The organism is Citrobacter sp. Cf118 (assembly GCF_030334095.1).
In the GTDB taxonomy this organism is placed as follows: domain Bacteria; phylum Pseudomonadota; class Gammaproteobacteria; order Enterobacterales; family Enterobacteriaceae; genus Citrobacter; species Citrobacter freundii.
In genome coordinates this window covers 14,171-31,759 of record NZ_JAOWES010000082.1, presented here as the reverse complement: position 1 = coordinate 31,759, position 17,589 = coordinate 14,171, and the positions used below count along the sequence as shown (strand labels likewise).

At 49.9% G+C, this 17,589-nt stretch carries 19 protein-coding genes; 9 read left to right on the top strand and 10 right to left on the bottom strand.

Features of this window, described 5'->3' with window-relative positions; all coding sequences use genetic code 11:
• The first annotated feature begins 91 nt into the window (after positions 1-91).
• Positions 92-1,456, top strand: a complete 1,365-nt coding sequence (sdaA, locus tag OGX67_RS09810) for an L-serine ammonia-lyase (RefSeq protein WP_003020994.1) — start codon at positions 92-94, stop codon at positions 1,454-1,456.
• A 130-nt stretch (positions 1,457-1,586) separates the two neighbouring features.
• Positions 1,587-3,188, top strand: a complete 1,602-nt coding sequence (gene pdeD / locus OGX67_RS09805) for a cyclic di-3',5'-guanosine monophosphate phosphodiesterase PdeD (protein WP_003841621.1) — start codon at positions 1,587-1,589, stop codon at positions 3,186-3,188.
• 6 nt (positions 3,189-3,194) lie between these two features.
• Here pdeD and yoaE read toward each other — a convergent pair whose 3' ends face one another.
• Entirely contained in the window at positions 3,195-4,754 is a 1,560-nt protein-coding gene (gene yoaE, locus OGX67_RS09800) for a CNNM family cation transport protein YoaE (protein WP_003020999.1), read from the bottom strand.
• Positions 4,742-4,900: a protein YoaL gene (locus tag OGX67_RS26955; RefSeq protein ID WP_370766360.1), complete on the bottom strand. Its 159-nt coding sequence runs from the start codon at positions 4,898-4,900 to the stop codon at positions 4,742-4,744. The genes yoaE and OGX67_RS26955 overlap by 13 nt, the downstream gene beginning before the upstream one ends.
• 313 nt (positions 4,901-5,213) lie before the next feature.
• Here OGX67_RS26955 and manX point away from each other — a divergent pair, with 313 nt between their 5' ends.
• From manX to mntP, 5 genes are all read left to right on the top strand, one after another.
• A complete protein-coding gene (gene manX / locus OGX67_RS09795; RefSeq protein ID WP_003841624.1) occupies positions 5,214-6,176 on the top strand; it encodes a PTS mannose transporter subunit IIAB in 963 nt (320 codons plus the stop codon).
• 58 nt (positions 6,177-6,234) lie between these two features.
• On the top strand, positions 6,235-7,035 hold the full coding sequence (locus OGX67_RS09790) for a PTS mannose/fructose/sorbose transporter subunit IIC (protein WP_003021004.1): 801 nt from the start codon (positions 6,235-6,237) through the stop codon (positions 7,033-7,035).
• A gap of 12 nt (positions 7,036-7,047) precedes the next feature.
• On the top strand, positions 7,048-7,899 hold the full coding sequence (locus OGX67_RS09785; RefSeq protein WP_008322630.1) for a PTS mannose transporter subunit IID: 852 nt from the start codon (positions 7,048-7,050) through the stop codon (positions 7,897-7,899).
• A 60-nt stretch (positions 7,900-7,959) separates the two neighbouring features.
• Entirely contained in the window at positions 7,960-8,418 is a 459-nt protein-coding gene (locus OGX67_RS09780) for a DUF986 family protein (RefSeq protein ID WP_003021010.1), read from the top strand.
• A gap of 432 nt (positions 8,419-8,850) precedes the next feature.
• Positions 8,851-9,417, top strand: a complete 567-nt coding sequence (gene mntP, locus OGX67_RS09775) for a manganese efflux pump MntP (RefSeq protein WP_003021013.1) — start codon at positions 8,851-8,853, stop codon at positions 9,415-9,417.
• Here mntP and rlmA read toward each other — a convergent pair.
• The 6 genes from rlmA to mgrB form a co-directional block, all read right to left on the bottom strand.
• The gene (rlmA, locus tag OGX67_RS09770) at positions 9,414-10,223 is read right to left on the bottom strand and encodes a 23S rRNA (guanine(745)-N(1))-methyltransferase (protein WP_257651122.1); all 810 of its coding nucleotides are present in this window, start codon (positions 10,221-10,223) and stop codon (positions 9,414-9,416) included. The two genes, mntP and rlmA, sit on opposite strands and share 4 nt — an antisense overlap.
• A gap of 63 nt (positions 10,224-10,286) precedes the next feature.
• Positions 10,287-12,032 (bottom strand): peptidoglycan DD-transpeptidase FtsI2/PBP3(PARA), encoded by a 1,746-nt coding sequence (gene ftsI2, locus OGX67_RS09765; RefSeq protein ID WP_257651121.1) that lies wholly within the window; start codon positions 12,030-12,032, stop codon positions 10,287-10,289.
• 219 nt (positions 12,033-12,251) lie between these two features.
• A complete protein-coding gene (gene cspE, locus OGX67_RS09760) occupies positions 12,252-12,461 on the bottom strand; it encodes a transcription antiterminator/RNA stability regulator CspE (RefSeq protein ID WP_001062678.1) in 210 nt (69 codons plus the stop codon).
• Between the two features lie 12 nt (positions 12,462-12,473).
• Positions 12,474-12,617 (bottom strand): DUF2627 domain-containing protein, encoded by a 144-nt coding sequence (locus OGX67_RS09755; protein WP_003034983.1) that lies wholly within the window; start codon positions 12,615-12,617, stop codon positions 12,474-12,476.
• A 636-nt stretch (positions 12,618-13,253) separates the two neighbouring features.
• Complete coding sequence (locus tag OGX67_RS09750) at positions 13,254-13,538, bottom strand: YebO family protein (protein WP_003034980.1); 285 nt, start codon at positions 13,536-13,538, stop codon at positions 13,254-13,256.
• 74 nt (positions 13,539-13,612) lie between these two features.
• Positions 13,613-13,756 (bottom strand): PhoP/PhoQ regulatory lipoprotein MgrB, encoded by a 144-nt coding sequence (mgrB, locus tag OGX67_RS09745; protein ID WP_003034977.1) that lies wholly within the window; start codon positions 13,754-13,756, stop codon positions 13,613-13,615.
• Between the two features lie 164 nt (positions 13,757-13,920).
• On the opposite strand from mgrB, the gene OGX67_RS09740 reads away from it, so the two are divergent.
• Complete coding sequence (locus OGX67_RS09740) at positions 13,921-14,160, top strand: YobH family protein (protein ID WP_003034975.1); 240 nt, start codon at positions 13,921-13,923, stop codon at positions 14,158-14,160.
• 114 nt (positions 14,161-14,274) lie between these two features.
• Here the strand turns inward: OGX67_RS09740 and kdgR are convergent, their stop codons facing one another.
• The gene (gene kdgR / locus OGX67_RS09735) at positions 14,275-15,066 is read right to left on the bottom strand and encodes a DNA-binding transcriptional regulator KdgR (protein WP_003833778.1); all 792 of its coding nucleotides are present in this window, start codon (positions 15,064-15,066) and stop codon (positions 14,275-14,277) included.
• A 174-nt stretch (positions 15,067-15,240) separates the two neighbouring features.
• Here kdgR and OGX67_RS09730 point away from each other — a divergent pair, with 174 nt between their 5' ends.
• Positions 15,241-16,614, top strand: a complete 1,374-nt coding sequence (locus tag OGX67_RS09730; protein ID WP_257651120.1) for an MFS transporter — start codon at positions 15,241-15,243, stop codon at positions 16,612-16,614.
• A 46-nt stretch (positions 16,615-16,660) separates the two neighbouring features.
• Here OGX67_RS09730 and htpX read toward each other — a convergent pair whose 3' ends face one another.
• Positions 16,661-17,542 (bottom strand): protease HtpX, encoded by an 882-nt coding sequence (gene htpX, locus OGX67_RS09725; RefSeq protein ID WP_003034964.1) that lies wholly within the window; start codon positions 17,540-17,542, stop codon positions 16,661-16,663.
• Between the last annotated feature and the right edge of the window lie 47 nt (positions 17,543-17,589).

The window sequence follows — 17,589 nt, the reverse complement described above, 5'->3', positions numbered from 1 at the left end:
ATAGTTAAGCCGATCGCCGCGTTCCCTCTTACACTATGCGCAGTTATAACATCGTTACTGGAAAGCCCAGTCGCCCTGTAGGAGTATTATCGTGATTAGTCTATTCGACATGTTTAAGGTGGGGATTGGTCCCTCATCTTCCCATACCGTAGGGCCTATGAAGGCGGGTAAACAGTTCGTCGATGACCTGGTCGAAAAAGGATTACTGGACAGCGTTACTCGTGTCGCCGTCGACGTGTATGGTTCACTGTCGCTCACGGGTAAAGGTCACCACACCGATATCGCCATTATTATGGGTCTGGCGGGCAATGAGCCTGCTACCGTGGATATTGATAGCATCCCCGGATTTATCCGCGACGTAGAAACGCGTGGACGCCTGCTGCTTGCGCAGGGTCAGCACGAAGTGGATTTCCCGCAGAATGACGGGATGCGTTTTCACAACGGCAACCTGCCGCTGCATGAAAACGGAATGCAGATCCATGCGTACAATGGCGAAACCGTCATTTATAGCAAAACCTACTACTCAATCGGCGGTGGATTCATCGTTGATGAAGAACATTTTGGTCAGGATGCCTCGGGCGAGGTCAGCGTGCCTTATCCGTTCAAATCCGCTACTGAAATGCTGGAATATTGTAACAGCACCGGCCTGTCTCTTTCTGGCATGGCAATGCAGAACGAACTTGCGCTGCACAGTAAGAAAGAGATTGAAGAGTACTTTGGCCACGTCTGGCAAACCATGCAGGCATGTATCGATCGTGGCATGAACACCGAAGGTGTGCTGCCGGGTCCGCTGCGCGTTCCTCGCCGTGCTTCAGCCCTGCGTCGTATGCTGGTTTCCAGCGATAAGCTGTCCAACGATCCAATGAACGTGATCGACTGGGTGAACATGTTTGCGTTGGCCGTTAACGAAGAAAACGCCGCGGGCGGTCGCGTAGTGACAGCGCCAACCAACGGTGCCTGCGGTATCGTGCCTGCGGTACTGGCCTATTACGATCATTTCATTGAGTCCGTTAGCCCGGATATCTATACCCGCTATTTCCTGGCGGCCGGTGCGATTGGCGCGTTGTACAAAATGAACGCCTCTATCTCTGGTGCAGAAGTAGGTTGTCAGGGTGAAGTGGGCGTAGCCTGCTCCATGGCTGCCGCGGGTCTGGCTGAACTGTTAGGCGCAAGCCCGGAGCAGGTGTGTGTTGCTGCTGAAATCGGCATGGAACATAACCTCGGTTTAACCTGCGATCCGGTTGCCGGTCAGGTACAGGTTCCGTGCATTGAGCGTAACGCAATTGCTTCAGTGAAGGCGATCAACGCTGCGCGTATGGCAATGCGCCGTACCAGCGCGCCGCGCGTCTCGCTGGATAAAGTCATTGAGACTATGTACGAAACGGGTAAGGATATGAACGCCAAATACCGCGAAACGTCACGCGGTGGCCTGGCGATCAAAGTTCAATGTGACTAATACTTAATTTTCGCCCATCTGCGACGGATGGGCGAATTTGCCCCCTCTCCCTCGTCTACTGTAATTTTCCCCACTACACTTGCTCTGTTGCTGTTGGCTTCTGTGACCAACGGCTTATCGGGCGGCCCGCATGCAAACAGCACAACGGATCATTAAAAATTATCGCCGGAATCGCTTAATCGTCTGCACAGTATGTGCACTACTGACGCTCATCCTCACATTAACTGTCAGATTTATTTCGGAGCGTAATTTAAATCACCGAAATATCGTCACCTTTGCCAACCATGCTGTAGAAGAACTGGATGACGTGCTTTTACCCTTGCAGACCGGACGGGATGTATTGCTGCCGTTGATTGGCCTCCCCTGCTCAGTGGCGCGTTTACCCTTAAGCAAACATGCCGCAAGGTTGCAAACGGTGCGTTCTATTAATCTGATTCAAAGCGGGATCCTCTATTGCTCCAGCATTTTTGGTTATCGTAATGTTCCCATTAGTCAACTGCAGCCCGAATTACCCAGCAGGGAACCGCAACTGCTGCTGTCTACCGACCATTCGTTGATTAAAGGCAGTCCGATTCTGACTCAGTGGTATCCGTCCTCTGCCGATGGTGAAGATGGCGTGCTGGAAATCGTCAATATTGACTTATTGTCGTCTATGTTGCTTGAACCCCAGCCGCCGCAGATCACCGATGCCAGCTTAACCGTTGGTAATCGGCATCTACTGTATGATCAAGGTGTTGTCGATACGCTGCCTAAGCTAAATGATGAAAAACGCTACCAGCTTTCATCTCAACATTTCCCGTTTACCATTAGCGTCACCGGCCCCGGTCCCAGTGAGTTGGCGGTAAAACACCTGCCAACACAGCTGCCGCTGGCGGTGATCCTAAGTTTATTAGTGGGTTATCTGGCATGGCTGGCTACCGCCAGCAGAATGAGTTTCTCATGGGAGATTAATCTGGCCCTTGCTGCTCGGGAATTCGAACTATTTTGCCAGCCGCTGCTTAATGCGCAAACCCAGCAATGCATGGGCGTGGAAATCCTTTTACGCTGGAATAACCCACGCCAGGGTTGGATCTCTCCGGAAGTGTTTATTCCCATTGCAGAGGAGCACAACCTGATTGTGCCGCTTACCCGTCATGTCATCGCAGAAACCATTCAGCAACGACACGTTTTCCCGATGAGCAGCCAGTTTCATATTGGGATTAATGTCGCCGCCAGCCATTTTCGTAATGGCACGTTGCTAAAAGATCTTAATCAATACTGGTTCAGCCAGCACCCAATCCAGCAATTGGTTATCGAACTGACCGAACGCGATGCGTTACTGGATGTGGATTATCGGGTCGTACGCGAATTAAATCGGCTTGGCGTAAAACTGGCGATTGATGATTTCGGCACCGGCAATAGCTCGCTCTCCTGGCTGGAAAAGCTCCGCCCGGATGTGCTGAAGATCGATAAATCATTTACTTCGGCAATAGGAACAGACGCCGTGAACTCAACCGTCACAGACATCATTATCGCTTTGGGGAAAAAATTGAATATCGAACTGGTGGCGGAAGGCGTTGAGACACAGGCGCAAGCTCAGCATTTGCGCCGACACGGCGTACATTTATTGCAAGGTTTTCTGTATGCCAAGCCAATGCCGCTGCGCGATTTTCCAAAATGGCTGGCGGGCAGCACGCCGCCACCCACCCGGCATAACGGGAGACACAGTATGCCCGTCATGCCGTTTCGCTAAACCCGGTTACTCGTCTTCGTCGTGAGCGGGTTGTTCTTTAACAATGCGAACTAAATCCACACGATAGTCATTCGCTTCGACAATCGTAATGCTCAGCGGTGCGACCTCGATAACATCACCTACACGAGGAATATGGCCGTTAGCCGCAATGACTAAACCTGCCACCGTAGCGATGTCTTCGTCTTCATTCACTAACGTATCCACGTCCAGCGCCTGTTGCAACGCATGCAGATCGGTACCGCCTTTGACCAACCAACCGCCTGCATCAGCTATAATTTCAGGCGTTTCATCGGCATCAGGGAATTCACCGGCGATGGCTTCTAATACATCCAGCGGCGTGACCAGACCCTGTACTACGCCAAACTCGTTTGTGACGATAACGAAGCTACCGCGGGCACGACGCAGAACGCCTAACAGATTGATCGGGTCCAGCGTTTCCGGAACAACAATAGCCGGAGAAGCAGAGGCAATCGCCGCCACATCCACACCGTCTTCCAGCGCCACCAGCAGCTCTTTAGCACGCACGATACCGATGATTTCATCCAGTTCGCCACGACATACCGGGAACAGGCTATGAGGTGACGAAAGCAACTGCTCGCGAATTTCCTCCACGCTCAGGTCTGCATCAACCCAACTGATCTCCCCACGAGGCGTCATAATGCCGCGTAATGAACGCGACGCCAAAGAGAGGACGCCGTTGATCATATAGCGTTCTTCTTCTACAAATGCGCCTTCCGGGACGGGAACCGGTACCGGATTGTCGGATTCCATCTGCGCGCTGGCCTGACGTTTACCGCCCATCAGACGGAGAATCGCATCGGCAGTACGCGCACGCAATGGCAGCGTCGACTGGTGGCGAATAAAGTTACGACGGGCAATCTGGTTAAACAGCTCAATGATGATTGAGAAGCCAATCGCCGCATACAGATAGCCTTTCGGAATATGAAAGCCAAACCCTTCGGCAACCAGGCTCAGACCAATCATCAACAGGAAGCTCAAACACAGCACTACCACCGTCGGGTGTTGGTTCACAAAACGTGTCAGCGGCTTAGAAGCCAACAGCATCACGGCCATGGCAATCACTACTGCCGCCATCATCACTGGCAGATGGTTGACCATACCGACCGCCGTAATCACGGCATCCAGCGAGAACACTGCATCGAGGATGACAATCTGCGTTACGACAACCCAAAAGCTCGCATACCCTTTCGTCTGCCCGGTATCATGTTCACGGTTTTCCAGCCGCTCATGCAGCTCTGTCGTAGCCTTGAACAAGAGGAATATACCCCCTAGCAGCATAATCAGATCGCGCCCCGAGAACGCATAGTCCATTACCGTGAACAGCGGCTTTGTCAGCGTCACCATCCACGAAATCACGGACAACAGGCCCAGACGCATAATCAGTGCCAGCGACAAACCGATTAAACGCGCTTTATCTCGCTGTTTCGGCGGCAGCTTATCAGCCAGGATCGCAATGAAGACTAGGTTATCAATACCCAGAACAATTTCAAGAACGACAAGCGTGAGCAAACCCACCCAAATCTGCGGGTCCATTAATAATTCCATGACAAGCTCCTGCTTAAGGAATGACCAAACTGCGCGCTGAGGATCTCAGGCGTTAAAGCGATATGCAGAGAAAATTTGTGGCAAAAAGTGCCAATCTGACAGGCTTGATACGGCCTGAAGGTGAAATGACGTCGGTGACGATCCATATGGTGGGCTACTGCCCTATACTCCTGAGTAATTAAACAGATGCTAAACATAACAGAGAGAAGCGGTTTTTAGCAAAGATTTACCTTCCTTTGCAATAAGTTGTTTCGGAGATATTTTACCCTTCGAAATTTCTTTAAATCGGAAGTTAAATTACGGATCTTCATCACATAAAATATTTTTTTCGATATCTAAAATAATTCACGAAAATCATAGGTTTTTCTTTGTAACCCTTATCTGAATCGATTCGATTGCGGACGACGATTCAAATACATCTTCACGTTGATGTGTTAACGATAATAAAGGAGGTAGCAAGTGACCATTGCTATTGTAATAGGCACACATGGTTGGGCTGCAGAGCAGTTACTTAAGACGGCAGAAATGCTGTTAGGCGAGCAGGAAAATGTCGGCTGGATAGATTTCGTTCCAGGCGAAAATGCCGAAACGCTGATCGAAAAGTACAACGCTCAGTTGGCAAAACTCGATACCAGTAAAGGCGTGCTGTTTCTCGTTGACACATGGGGAGGCAGCCCGTTTAACGCTGCAAGCCGCATTGTCGTCGATAAAGAGCATTACGAAGTTATCGCCGGTGTGAACATTCCCATGCTGGTTGAAACCTTCATGGCGCGTGATGACAACCCGAGCTTTGATGAATTAGTGGCACTGGCCGTTGAAACCGGTAGCGAAGGCGTGAAAGCGCTGAAAGCCAAACCGGTTGAGAAAGCCGCTCCTGCCCCAGTAGCAGCGCCAAAAGCAGCAGCTCCCGCCAAACCGATGGGTCCGAACGATTATATGCAGATCGGCCTGGCGCGTATTGATGACCGTTTAATCCATGGTCAGGTGGCAACTCGCTGGACCAAAGAAACCAACGTAACACGCATTATCGTCGTCAGTGATGAAGTTGCCGCCGATACCGTGCGTAAAACGCTGCTGACTCAGGTAGCACCTCCGGGTGTGACGGCGCATGTGGTTGATGTCGCAAAAATGATCCGCGTCTACAACAACCCTAAATATGCAGGTGAGCGTGTGATGCTGTTGTTCACCAACCCAACCGACGTAGAACGTATCGTTGAAGGTGGTGTGAAAATTACCTCCGTAAACATTGGCGGTATGGCTTTCCGTCAGGGTAAAACGCAGGTAAACAACGCAATTTCTGTCGATGACAAAGACATCGAAGCCTTCAAGAAACTCAACGAACGCGGTATTGAGCTTGAGGCACGTAAGGTTTCTACCGATCAGAAACTGAAAATGATGGATTTGATTGCCAAGGTGAAATAATTTCCTGGCATTTACTTAGTTTTCACACTTAAGTCTGTATAGCAATAGGAGAAGTACAATGGAGATTACCACTCTTCAGATTGTGCTGGTGTTCATCGTCGCATGTATCGCGGGTATGGAGTCGGTACTCGATGAATTTCAGTTCCACCGTCCGTTGGTGGCCTGTACGCTGATTGGTGCCGTTCTCGGGGACATGAAAACCGGTATTATCATCGGTGGTACCCTGGAAATGATCGCCCTGGGCTGGATGAACATCGGTGCTGCGGTTGCACCAGATGCGGCACTGGCCTCAATTATCTCTACCGTTCTGGTTATCGCAGGTCACCAAAGCATTGGTGCCGGTATCGCGCTGGCTATCCCACTGGCAGCTGCAGGCCAAGTACTGACCATTATCGTTCGTACTATCACCGTAGCATTCCAGCACGCAGCGGATAAGGCGGCCGAAAACGGTAACCTGACGGCGCTCTCCTGGCTGCATGTATCCTCTCTGTTCCTGCAGGCTATGCGTATCGCTATCCCAGCGGTAATCGTAGCGATTTCTGTTGGTACCAGTGAAGTTCAGAGCATGCTTAACGCCATTCCGGAAGTCGTGACCGGCGGTCTGAACATCGCAGGCGGTATGATCGTGGTGGTTGGTTATGCGATGGTCATCAACATGATGCGCGCAGGCTACCTGATGCCATTCTTCTACCTCGGCTTCGTCACCGCGGCATTTACTAACTTCAACCTGGTTGCTCTGGGTGTGATTGGCGCAGTAATGGCGATCCTCTACATTCAGCTGAGCCCGAAATATAACCGCGTAGCCGGTGCACCTGCTGCGGCGGCTGGCAATAACGATCTCGATAACGAACTGGACTAGCAGGTGAGCGAAATGGTTGATATGACTAAAACTACCACCGAGAAAAAACTCACTCCGAGTGACATTCGTGGCGTGTTCATTCGTTCTAACCTGTTTCAGGGTTCATGGAACTTCGAACGTATGCAGGCGCTGGGTTTCTGTTTCTCCATGGTGCCGGCTATCCGTCGCTTGTACCCGGAAAACAACGACGCACGTAAGCAAGCGATTAAGCGTCACCTGGAATTCTTTAACACTCATCCGTACGTAGCGGCTCCAGTACTGGGCGTTACGCTGGCGATGGAAGAACAGCGTGCAAACGGCGCAGAGATTGACGATGGAGCCATCAACGGTATCAAAGTTGGTCTGATGGGTCCGCTGGCAGGCGTCGGCGACCCGATCTTCTGGGGTACCGTTCGCCCAGTATTCGCCGCGCTCGGCGCAGGTATCGCGATGAGCGGCAGCCTGCTGGGGCCATTGCTGTTCTTCGTTCTGTTTAACCTGGTTCGTCTGGCAACCCGTTATTACGGTGTGGCATATGGCTACCGTAAAGGTGTCGATATCGTTAAAGATATGGGCGGCGGCTTCCTGCAGAAACTGACTGAGGGGGCGTCAATCCTCGGTCTGTTTGTCATGGGGGCATTGGTTAACAAGTGGACGCACGTAAACATTCCACTGGTGGTTTCTACTATCACCGGTCAGGATGGTCAGACTCGTGTTACCACTGTGCAGACTATCCTTGACCAGCTGATGCCGGGTCTGGTTCCTCTGCTGCTGACATTCGCCTGTATGTGGCTGCTGCGTAAGAAAGTGAACCCGCTGTGGATCATCGTTGGCTTCTTCGTCATCGGTATCGCGGGCTACGCTGTCGGACTGCTCGGCCTGTAAAACTGTTGTACATCACCGGGGGCTTGCCCCCGGTTTTTCTATTTAGAGGGTTGAGGATTCATGACTATCACGGACCTGGTGCTGGTTCTATTTATCTTTTCGCTGCTGGCGTATGCCATTTACGATCAGTTCATCATGCCCCGCCGTAATGGCCCTACTCTGCTTACTGTCGCCCTGCTTCCCCGCAGCAGAGTCGACAGCGTTATCTTCCTTGGCCTGGTAGCTATTCTTATCTACAACAACATCACCAGCCACGGCGCGCAATTTACCACATGGTTATTATGTGCACTGGTATTGATGGGTTTGTATCTGTTCTGGATCCGTACGCCAAAAATCATCTTCAAACAGAAAGGCTTTTTCTTCGCCAACGTCTGGATTGAATATAACCGCATTAAAGAGATGAATTTATCTGAAGACGGTGTATTGGTGATGCAATTAGAACATCGAAGATTGTTGATTCGCGTACGAAATATCGACGATCTTGAGAGGATATATAAACTTTTAATTTCAAATCAATAGTTTATAAATATAGCCTGAACTATGTTTTTATATATCAGTAAAAAAACAATCATAGCCAAGGCTATATTTCACTGTCCACAATGTTATTTATTTTAACGTTTTATTTATAAATAAATCTAAATGAAAATCGTTTTCAACTAGAAGTCAAATATTATTTCTGCATTTCTTGTTTTATATTCTCAAAATATGTTAAGGTTGCGCCCGTCGTTGGGGAGTAGCCGATTTCCAGACTCCGGAAATGTACGTGTCAACATACTCGTTGAAAAACGTGGCGCGTACGGACTGAACTTACAGGTTTAGTCAGGCGAGACCATAGGCACATCAACTGCAATGCATATTTGAATGGCGCTGTATTTACAGTGATTCCAGCCTGTATGCATGGTTACTGGGGGCAGTGATGTGTTTTATGGATACCCCGGTCAGGACGCTGTTATGAATCTCACCGCTACCGTTCTTCTCGCTTTCGGCATGTCGATGGATGCTTTCGCCGCATCAATTGGCAAAGGCGCCACCCTGCATAAACCCAAATTTTCTGAAGCATTGCGCACCGGACTGATATTCGGCGCAGTTGAAACGCTTACGCCACTGATTGGCTGGGGCATGGGGATGCTGGCCAGCAAATTCGTGCTGGAGTGGAACCATTGGATCGCCTTCATTCTGCTGATCTTTTTAGGTGGGCGAATGATAATCGAAGGTTTTCGCGACAACGGCGATGAAGAGGAAGAACCGCAGCGCCGCCACGGTTTCTGGCTGCTGGTTACCACCGCCATTGCCACCAGTCTCGACGCAATGGCCGTCGGGGTGGGTCTGGCTTTCCTGCAGGTCAACATTATTGCCACAGCGCTGGCCATCGGCTGCGCCACATTGATTATGTCCACGCTCGGCATGATGATTGGTCGTTTCATTGGCCCAATGCTGGGCAAACGAGCTGAAATTTTGGGTGGGGTGGTGCTGATTGGTATCGGTGCCCAGATCCTCTGGGCACACTTCCACGGTTAATTCAGACGCTGCCAGACATGAATACTAAAGTCGGTCTGGCATTCAAACGTCGTTTTCCCCGCTAACGTTTCCCACACTTCCGGCTTTGCCCGCCAGGCGAACGGCGTCATTTGCAGTAATGCAACGGCCTCGCTGCCCTGAAGCTGCATCTGATATCCCAGCGCAATGCTCTGTTGCAGAACAAAACCGTCCAGTTGCTCAGTATGGGGCGCATGCAAACGCACCTCATCATAAATCAGCCCTTTCAGTTCCATTAAATGACGCGGTCCCGGCGTGGCGGTGATCACCCATCCACCCGATTTAACCACGCGAGCCAGCTCTTGCGCTTTACAGGGCGCATAGATCCGGATGATTGCATCCATTGACTCGTCTGCGAACGGCAGACGATGGCTGGAGGCAACGCAAAAGATCACCTGCGGATAGCGTCTGGCTGCGGCTTTAATTGCCACTTTGGAGACGTCAAGACCAAAGGTTGTACAGCCCGCCAGCACGTCGGCAAACGCATGGGTGTAATACCCTTCCCCACAGCCAATATCCAGGATCGCTGCATCTTCTGAATTCGACTTTTCTTTAAGCACATTCACAATCGCATCACGCAACGGTTGATAGTGCCCAGCATCAAGAAATGCCCGTCTGGCTTGCATCATTTCAGCGCTATCACCCGGATCGCGCGACCGCTTATGCTGAACCGGCAGTAAGTTGACATACCCTTCTTTCGCCACGTCAAACTGGTGCCGCCCGGGGCAGACAAAACTGTTATTCGCTTGAGTAAGAGGCTGGTGGCAAAGAGGACAGGAAAACGACATGACAACTCCGGCAGGTGACTTAAGGGCGCAAGTGTAACGCGAATTGCGCCCTGGGAAAATAACTTACAGCGACGGCGAGGATACGTTGCTGCCGTGCATCACCAGCAGATGATCAGAGTCGGCAGGCATGCCATCCGGTTTAACGTTCTCCAGACGCAGGACATCTCCCATTATCTGGCTGAAGACAGGCGCAGAGACAGCCCCGCCATAATAAGCACCGTTTTGCGGATTATTGATGACGACCACCAGTGCAAATTTCGGGTCGCTCGCTGGCGCAACGCCTGCCGTGTAGGCCACGTATTTATCGACATACTTACCGTCATCACCAATTTTCTTTGCCGTTCCTGTTTTAACCGCCACGCGATAATCTCTGACCGCGGCTTTAGTTCCCCCACCACCGGGTAACGCGACGCTTTCCATCATATGTTCAACCTGGTGAACCAGCTCCTCCGGCATCACTCTGGTACCGATTACCGGCGGGTCAATCCGGGTAATCGAAAGGGGTCGATAGATACCAAAACTACCAATGGTTGCATATACGTGCGCCAACTGCAGCGGCGTTACCATTAATCCATAGCCGAATGCAAAGGTCGCGCGATCCAAATCGCTCCAGTAACGGCGTTGAGGCATTAAACCGCTACTTTCACCGGTTAATCCCAGTCCGGTTGGATCGCCAAAACCAAAGCTCTTATAGGTATTCAGCAACTTTTGAACAGGCATAGCCAGTGAAAGGTGCGACACGCCGGTATCGCTCGATTTCTGCAAAATGCCGGTCAACGACAGCTCCGGGTAAAATCCGACGTCGCGAATGCGATGTCCATCAAGGTAAAAAGGATGGGTATCAATCACGCTGTCCGGTTGTACTATCCCCTGCTGGAGTGCAGTCATGATCACCAGCGGTTTAACGGTTGAACCGGGTTCAAACGTATCGCTTATTGCACGGTTACGAAAATCATCCAGTACCGCGCCCTCACGGTTATTGGGGTTGAAGTCAGGAAAGCTCGCCATGGACAGTATTTCACCGGTAGCAATGTTGACCAGCACTGCGGCTCCTGATTCCGCTTTATTCCACGTAACGGCATTGTCCAACGCATCTTCGGTGACCGTCTGCAGGCGCTCATCGATGCTGAGCTGTAATTGGTGTGCAGGAACAGGCGTGACTTCGGTGATATTCTCGATTACATGGCCAAATTTGTCTTTACGTACCAGACGGGAGCCAGGTTTACCCATCAACTGGTTATTAAAGCTTTTTTCCAGCCCTTCAATGCCTTGTCCATCAATGTTGGTAAAACCTATGAGATTCGCCGCTACGTGGCCTGCAGGATAGAACCGGCGGGATTCCTCGCGCAGGTTAATGCCCGGGAGATTAAGATCATCGACCCACTCAGCCTGCTGAGGGGAAATTTGTCGTGCCAGGTAAATAAAACGTCCGCCAGGATTACTGTTAACGCGTTCCGCCAGCGTACTCAGTGACAGATGCAGAGCCCTTGCCAGAGCCTGCCACCGTTCGTTATAACCCACGCCTCCCTTGCTAATGATGGTCTTAGGATCGGCCCATACGGCGTTAACCGGAACACTTACCGCCAGCGGTCGCCCTTCTCTGTCGGTAATCATCCCGCGCGGCGAGGCAATAGTTACCTCACGTAATGAACGCATGTCTTCCTGTTTCACCAGACTTGTCGGCGTGACAATTTGCAGCCATGCAACCCGACCCAGCAGCAATCCCAGACTCAATAATATTGCCACACAAAGCAGGGCAAAACGTACGGGAGTAAAATTGCGCGCGTCGCCGTCGTTTTTCTTTTTCACCTGAACTCCAGCAAGATAGTTTTTCAGGTGTCTGATTTAACGAGAAATGTCGTAAGAAAGCGGGGAAAACTATGCTACGAACATCACGCCTTTGCAACAAAGCGCTAATGGGAGGGCATTTAGAAATATTTAGACGTATTTTGAATTAAAAAGCCCCGCATAGGCGAGGCTTTATATCTGAGATGGTTGCGCATATGCGCTTCAAATCAGTGGTGTCGATCAGATAGCTGTTACGTTAACAGCAGCCGGACCTTTCTGGCCGTCCTGAATTTCGAACTCAACGTTCTGGCCTTCAGCCAGAGTTTTGAAGCCGTTACCCTGGATAGCGGAGAAGTGTACGAACACGTCTTTGCTGCCATCAGCCGGAGTAATGAAACCAAAACCTTTAGACTCGTTGAACCACTTAACTTGACCTTTAATCTTTGCCATTTGCAAAATTCCTTAGAGTATTTTCTTCGCCCGCAGGCATAACATAGATAAAACTGAGACATTACTGCTTGAGGCACTAATATAAGGTTCGGCAGAGAAGCGGTATTCAACGTCAACGTGTTTACTCAGGACTTCTTTACTGAAAATGCCACACATAAACAGAACTGTACCTCGTTTAACCCAAAACGTGTTATCACATACAACGTTAATAATGGCAAGCCATTTTTAAACGTGTCTCGATCGGTCGCACAAATCCTGTCGTTCATCAAACAGCAACTGCACAGTTATGCGCCACACTGAGTAGTGTTATATTCCCGCCGCTCGCCCCATCCCCCGCCAGGCTTGCACCATAGCCGGGACATTTCTACCATAGCTCAATAGCTTCGGTTGTTCCAGATTAGCTGTTACAGGGTGTGCCGAATATCATTTTTTATGCTTAGTAATGCATAAAATGTCACAAGCGTAAAAACGAGATCTGCCTTCTGCTTTTGCACCAAAATAATGAAAGAATGATGACAATGCACAAAAAAAGTAAGAGAAACGTTTCGCTGTTAATAAGACGATCGCTATCACAAAAATGACATAATCATATTTTTATCGTATGGGAAATTATATTTATATCAGACCGGGGATAAGATATTAATTGGCTGGAGCATCTGAAAATACTGAGTTAACACGAGAATCAGAGTGCTAATTACACGACATATGCAGAAGAAAATAATCTGGCATGTTGGCGACAGGATGAAACATCTGAGAACGTAAGCAACAGATCCTCACCCTGTCATACCGTTTTTACCGCTCAGCTACCAGGCGGATGATGTCATCATCTTCGTCCTTCGCTGTGACCACAGCAGGCTCTGCCGATTTTTCAGGTTCGTTAGCTTCGCAAAGGCGACGGAGCAATGCGTTCTGTCTTTTTTGCTGATCTAACAATGCTTCAAGCAACTCAATCTGCTCATTAGTACGCGAACTTGCCCTATTGACGAAAAACCACAGTACAAGCCCGACAACCAGAATCACCACCGATACAGCCAAAGACGCCAAACTCAACGCGCCAGAATTCAAAACTTCGTTCATTTCACCACCTCAATGTAGACAGCGTAGTTTACCACTGCCGCACAAGAAGGTAATCAACTGTGGCAAAAATGCGCTTACCAGGGAATAAATTTATTAATGGCACAAATACCGCTGAAAAATTGTACATCCTGATCGCACATGATGTTGAACACTTGCGCCCACATCAGTATGCATACCAGCACGACAACTATCAGCACTACCCAGCGAATTTTTTTCACTCCAGCTCCACTCTTCGAATCAACATCTTATGCCTATAAATTATCATGCGTTACCTAAACCCAGCGTTAACTGTATCGGCATTCAATCTTTTTAGGAATGATTCACTTGTTTCATCCCATGTACAGGCTAATCTAATAATAACGAGAAAAGATAAGAGGTTGTAATGCGTCTGATAATCCGCGCTATTGTGTTGTTAGCTCTGGTTTGGATCGGTTTATTACTGAGCGGCTACGGAATTTTGATTGGAAGTAAGGAGAATGCAGCAGGCCTGGGCTTGCAATGCCAGTATCTGACCGCCCGCGGAACCAGCACCGCGCAATACGTCCACACAAACAGCGGTATCATTGGCCTGTCGGATTGTCCCTTGTTAAGAAAAAGCACAGTCATTATTGATAACGGTTAATATAGCAGCAATACATCCGCTACGTTATTTGCACCAACTAACGTTATGACTGTTCATAAAAAACCCCAGATACAAAAATACCTGGGGTTTTTACCTTGACGCTATTACATCAGATTAGAACGGATAGTCGTTATAACCCATTTGTTCTGAAATTTTACGCGCAGCCGTATGCAGCATCGCCACATACTCGTGCAAACGTTCTTCTGAGAAACGTAGCGTCGGGAATGAAATACTCAAGCCTGCAATCACTACACCGAAACGGTCAAACACCGGTACACCGATGCAGCGCAGACCTTCTTCCTGTTCTTCGTTATCTTCACCGTAGCCCTGCTCGCGTACTTTATCCAGCAATACCAGCAGCTCATCAGTATTGGTAATAGTACGGTCGGTGCTGCGCTTGTACTCAATACCATCCAGAATCTGCTTCACTTCATCGCGGTCACGCCATGCCAGCAGAACTTTACCGATAGCCGTGCTGTACAGCGGATTACGGCGACCTACGCGAGAATACATGCGCAGATTGTACATAGAGTCGATTTTATGGATGTAGACGATGCTGTCTTCATCCAGTGCACCAAGGTGCACTGTCTCTTTGGTCAGGCGCGAAAGTTCGCGCATCTGAATATCAGCGCTACGGATAAGATCGACGTTTTGTAACGCGCGAGCACCCAGCTCGAATAGTTTCAGGGTCAGTGAGTATTTCTCAGACTCCCCTTCTTGTGCCACATAACCCAGCGTTTTCATGGTCTGCAAAAAGCGATAAACGGTGCTTTTTGACATCATGACGCGTTGCGACAACTCGGTAATACCAATTTCGCGCTCTTCACCCAGCGCCTGCAGAATGCCAAAAACCTTCAGCACGGAAGATACAGAATCGGGTTGTTTATCCAGATCTGCGATTGCCATTTATCACCCCTTTCGAGTGTTTTATAAAAATCAGAACCGGTTTTTATTATAATTTCACGTATCAGCCCTCGCAATCGCTCTTTGCTTACTTAGTTACAAATCTGCGACCTAACGCCTGAATATCAATGCTAAAATTATTATTCTCATCATAAATTCCAACAGTATTGACTTCCTATGGAAAAAACTCAGACCGATGGTCTGCCGTTGCCCCAGCGATATGGCGCAATTTTAACCATTGTTATTGGCATCTCTATGGCAGTACTCGACGGCGCAATAGCGAATGTTGCCCTCCCCACTATCGCCACCGATCTTCAGGCCTCACCCGCCAGCTCAATCTGGATTGTGAACGCCTACCAAATTGCGATCGTTGTTTCGCTGTTATCGCTCTCTTTTTTAGGTGATATGTTTGGCTACCGACGCATTTATAAGTGTGGTCTGGCCGTATTTCTGTTGGCATCGCTGTTTTGTGCCTTGTCAGATTCGCTGCATATGCTGACGTTAGCGCGCGTGGCTCAGGGGTTTGGCGGCGCGGCGCTGATGAGCGTTAATACGGCATTGATCCGACTCATTTATCCTCAGCGCCAGCTTGGCCGCGGGATGGGTATTAACTCCTTTATCGTGGCTGTATCCTCGGCAGCGGGTCCGACTATTGCGGCGGCAATTCTTTCTATTGCCTCGTGGAAATGGCTATTTCTAATTAACGTTCCATTGGGGATCATCGCCCTGCTGCTGGCTATGCGTTTTTTGCCACCCAATTCATCACGTAGCAATAAACCGCGCTTTGATCTGCCCAGCGCAATAATGAACGCCTTAACATTCGGTTTGTTGATCACGGCACTCAGCGGATTTGCACAGGGACAGTCGCTAAAACTGATTGGTGCTGAACTTGTGGGGCTTCTCGTAGTAGGGTTTTTCTTTATCCGCCGCCAACTCGCATTGCCAGTACCGTTATTACCGGTTGATCTGCTACGTATTCCGCTGTTTTCACTCTCTATTTGCACCTCAATCTGTTCATTCAGCGCACAAATGCTGGCGATGGTTTCCCTGCCCTTTTTTATGCAAACGGTTCTCGGACGCAGCGAAGTTGAAACGGGCCTGCTGCTGACGCCGTGGCCGCTGGCAACCATGGTGATGGCCCCACTGGCGGGATATTTGATTGAACGTGTTCATGCAGGTCTGCTTGGCGCGCTGGGAATGGCAGTAATGGCGTGTGGGCTGTTTTCTCTGGTGTTACTGCCCGCATCACCTTCCGATTTTAATATCATCTGGCCAATGATTTTGTGTGGTGCGGGTTTTGGCTTGTTCCAGTCACCGAATAATCACACCATCATCACCTCCGCGCCGCGCGATCGTAGCGGAGGCGCGAGCGGTATGCTCGGAACGGCGCGCTTACTGGGTCAGAGTACCGGGGCCGCACTGGTTGCGCTGATGCTAAATCAGTTTGGTGACAGTGGAACGCACGTCTCGCTGATAACAGCGGGTATTCTGGCTTCGCTGGCCGCAATCGTAAGTGGCTTACGTATTACACAACCGCGAGTTCAGTCATAAAAAAAGCGCGTCTGTCGACGCGCTTTTTGTTGTTGTCTGCTGCAGATTATTTCAGGTACTCACCGCTGCGCAGCGCTTCAATACGTTTGTCCAACGGGGGGTGAGTCATAAACAGCTCACTCAGCGATTTGGATTTACCGTTGATGCAGAACGCCATCATACTGGTCGCTTCCTGCGGCTCATAGCTGGTTTTCAGGCGCTGCAGCGCGGCGATCATTTTTTCACGCCCCACCAGTTTTGCAGAACCGGCATCCGCATGGAATTCACGATGACGTGAGAACCACATGGTAATGATGCTCGCCAGAATACCAAACACCAGTTCCAGCACCGTCGCCACCGCGAAGTAGATCAACGGGTTACCGTTGCTACCCTCACCCTCATCACGGTTTCCGCCCATAAAGCCAGCGGCAATTTGCGCCAGAATACGTGAGATAAAGATAACGAAGGTGTTTACTACCCCCTGAATGAGCGTCATGGTCACCATATCGCCATTGGCAATGTGGCTGATCTCATGCGCGATAACCGCTTCGGCTTCATCCGGGCTCATGTTTTGCAACAGGCCAGTACTTACAGCCACCAGCGAGGCATCCCGGCGGGCACCGGTCGCAAACGCGTTAATATCTGGCGCGTGGTAGATTGCAACCTGTGGCATAGCGATCCCGGCCTGGCGGGCCTGATTCGCAACTGTATTCATCAGCCAGCGTTCTCTTTCATTGCGAGGCTGTTCGATCACTTCCCCGCCAACGGACTTTAACGCCATCCATTTGGACATCAGCAGCGAAATGAAGGAACCACCAAAACCAAACAGCAGTGCCATGATCAACAAGCCTTGAACGCTGCTTGACTGGATCCCTGTCAGGCTCAATACCAGCCCGAAAACGACCATCACAGCCAGGTTCGTCAGCAGGAAGAGCGCGATTCGCATCATAATTTTCTTTTAACCTCAATTTAACAAAGCGCACTATGCGATTACCC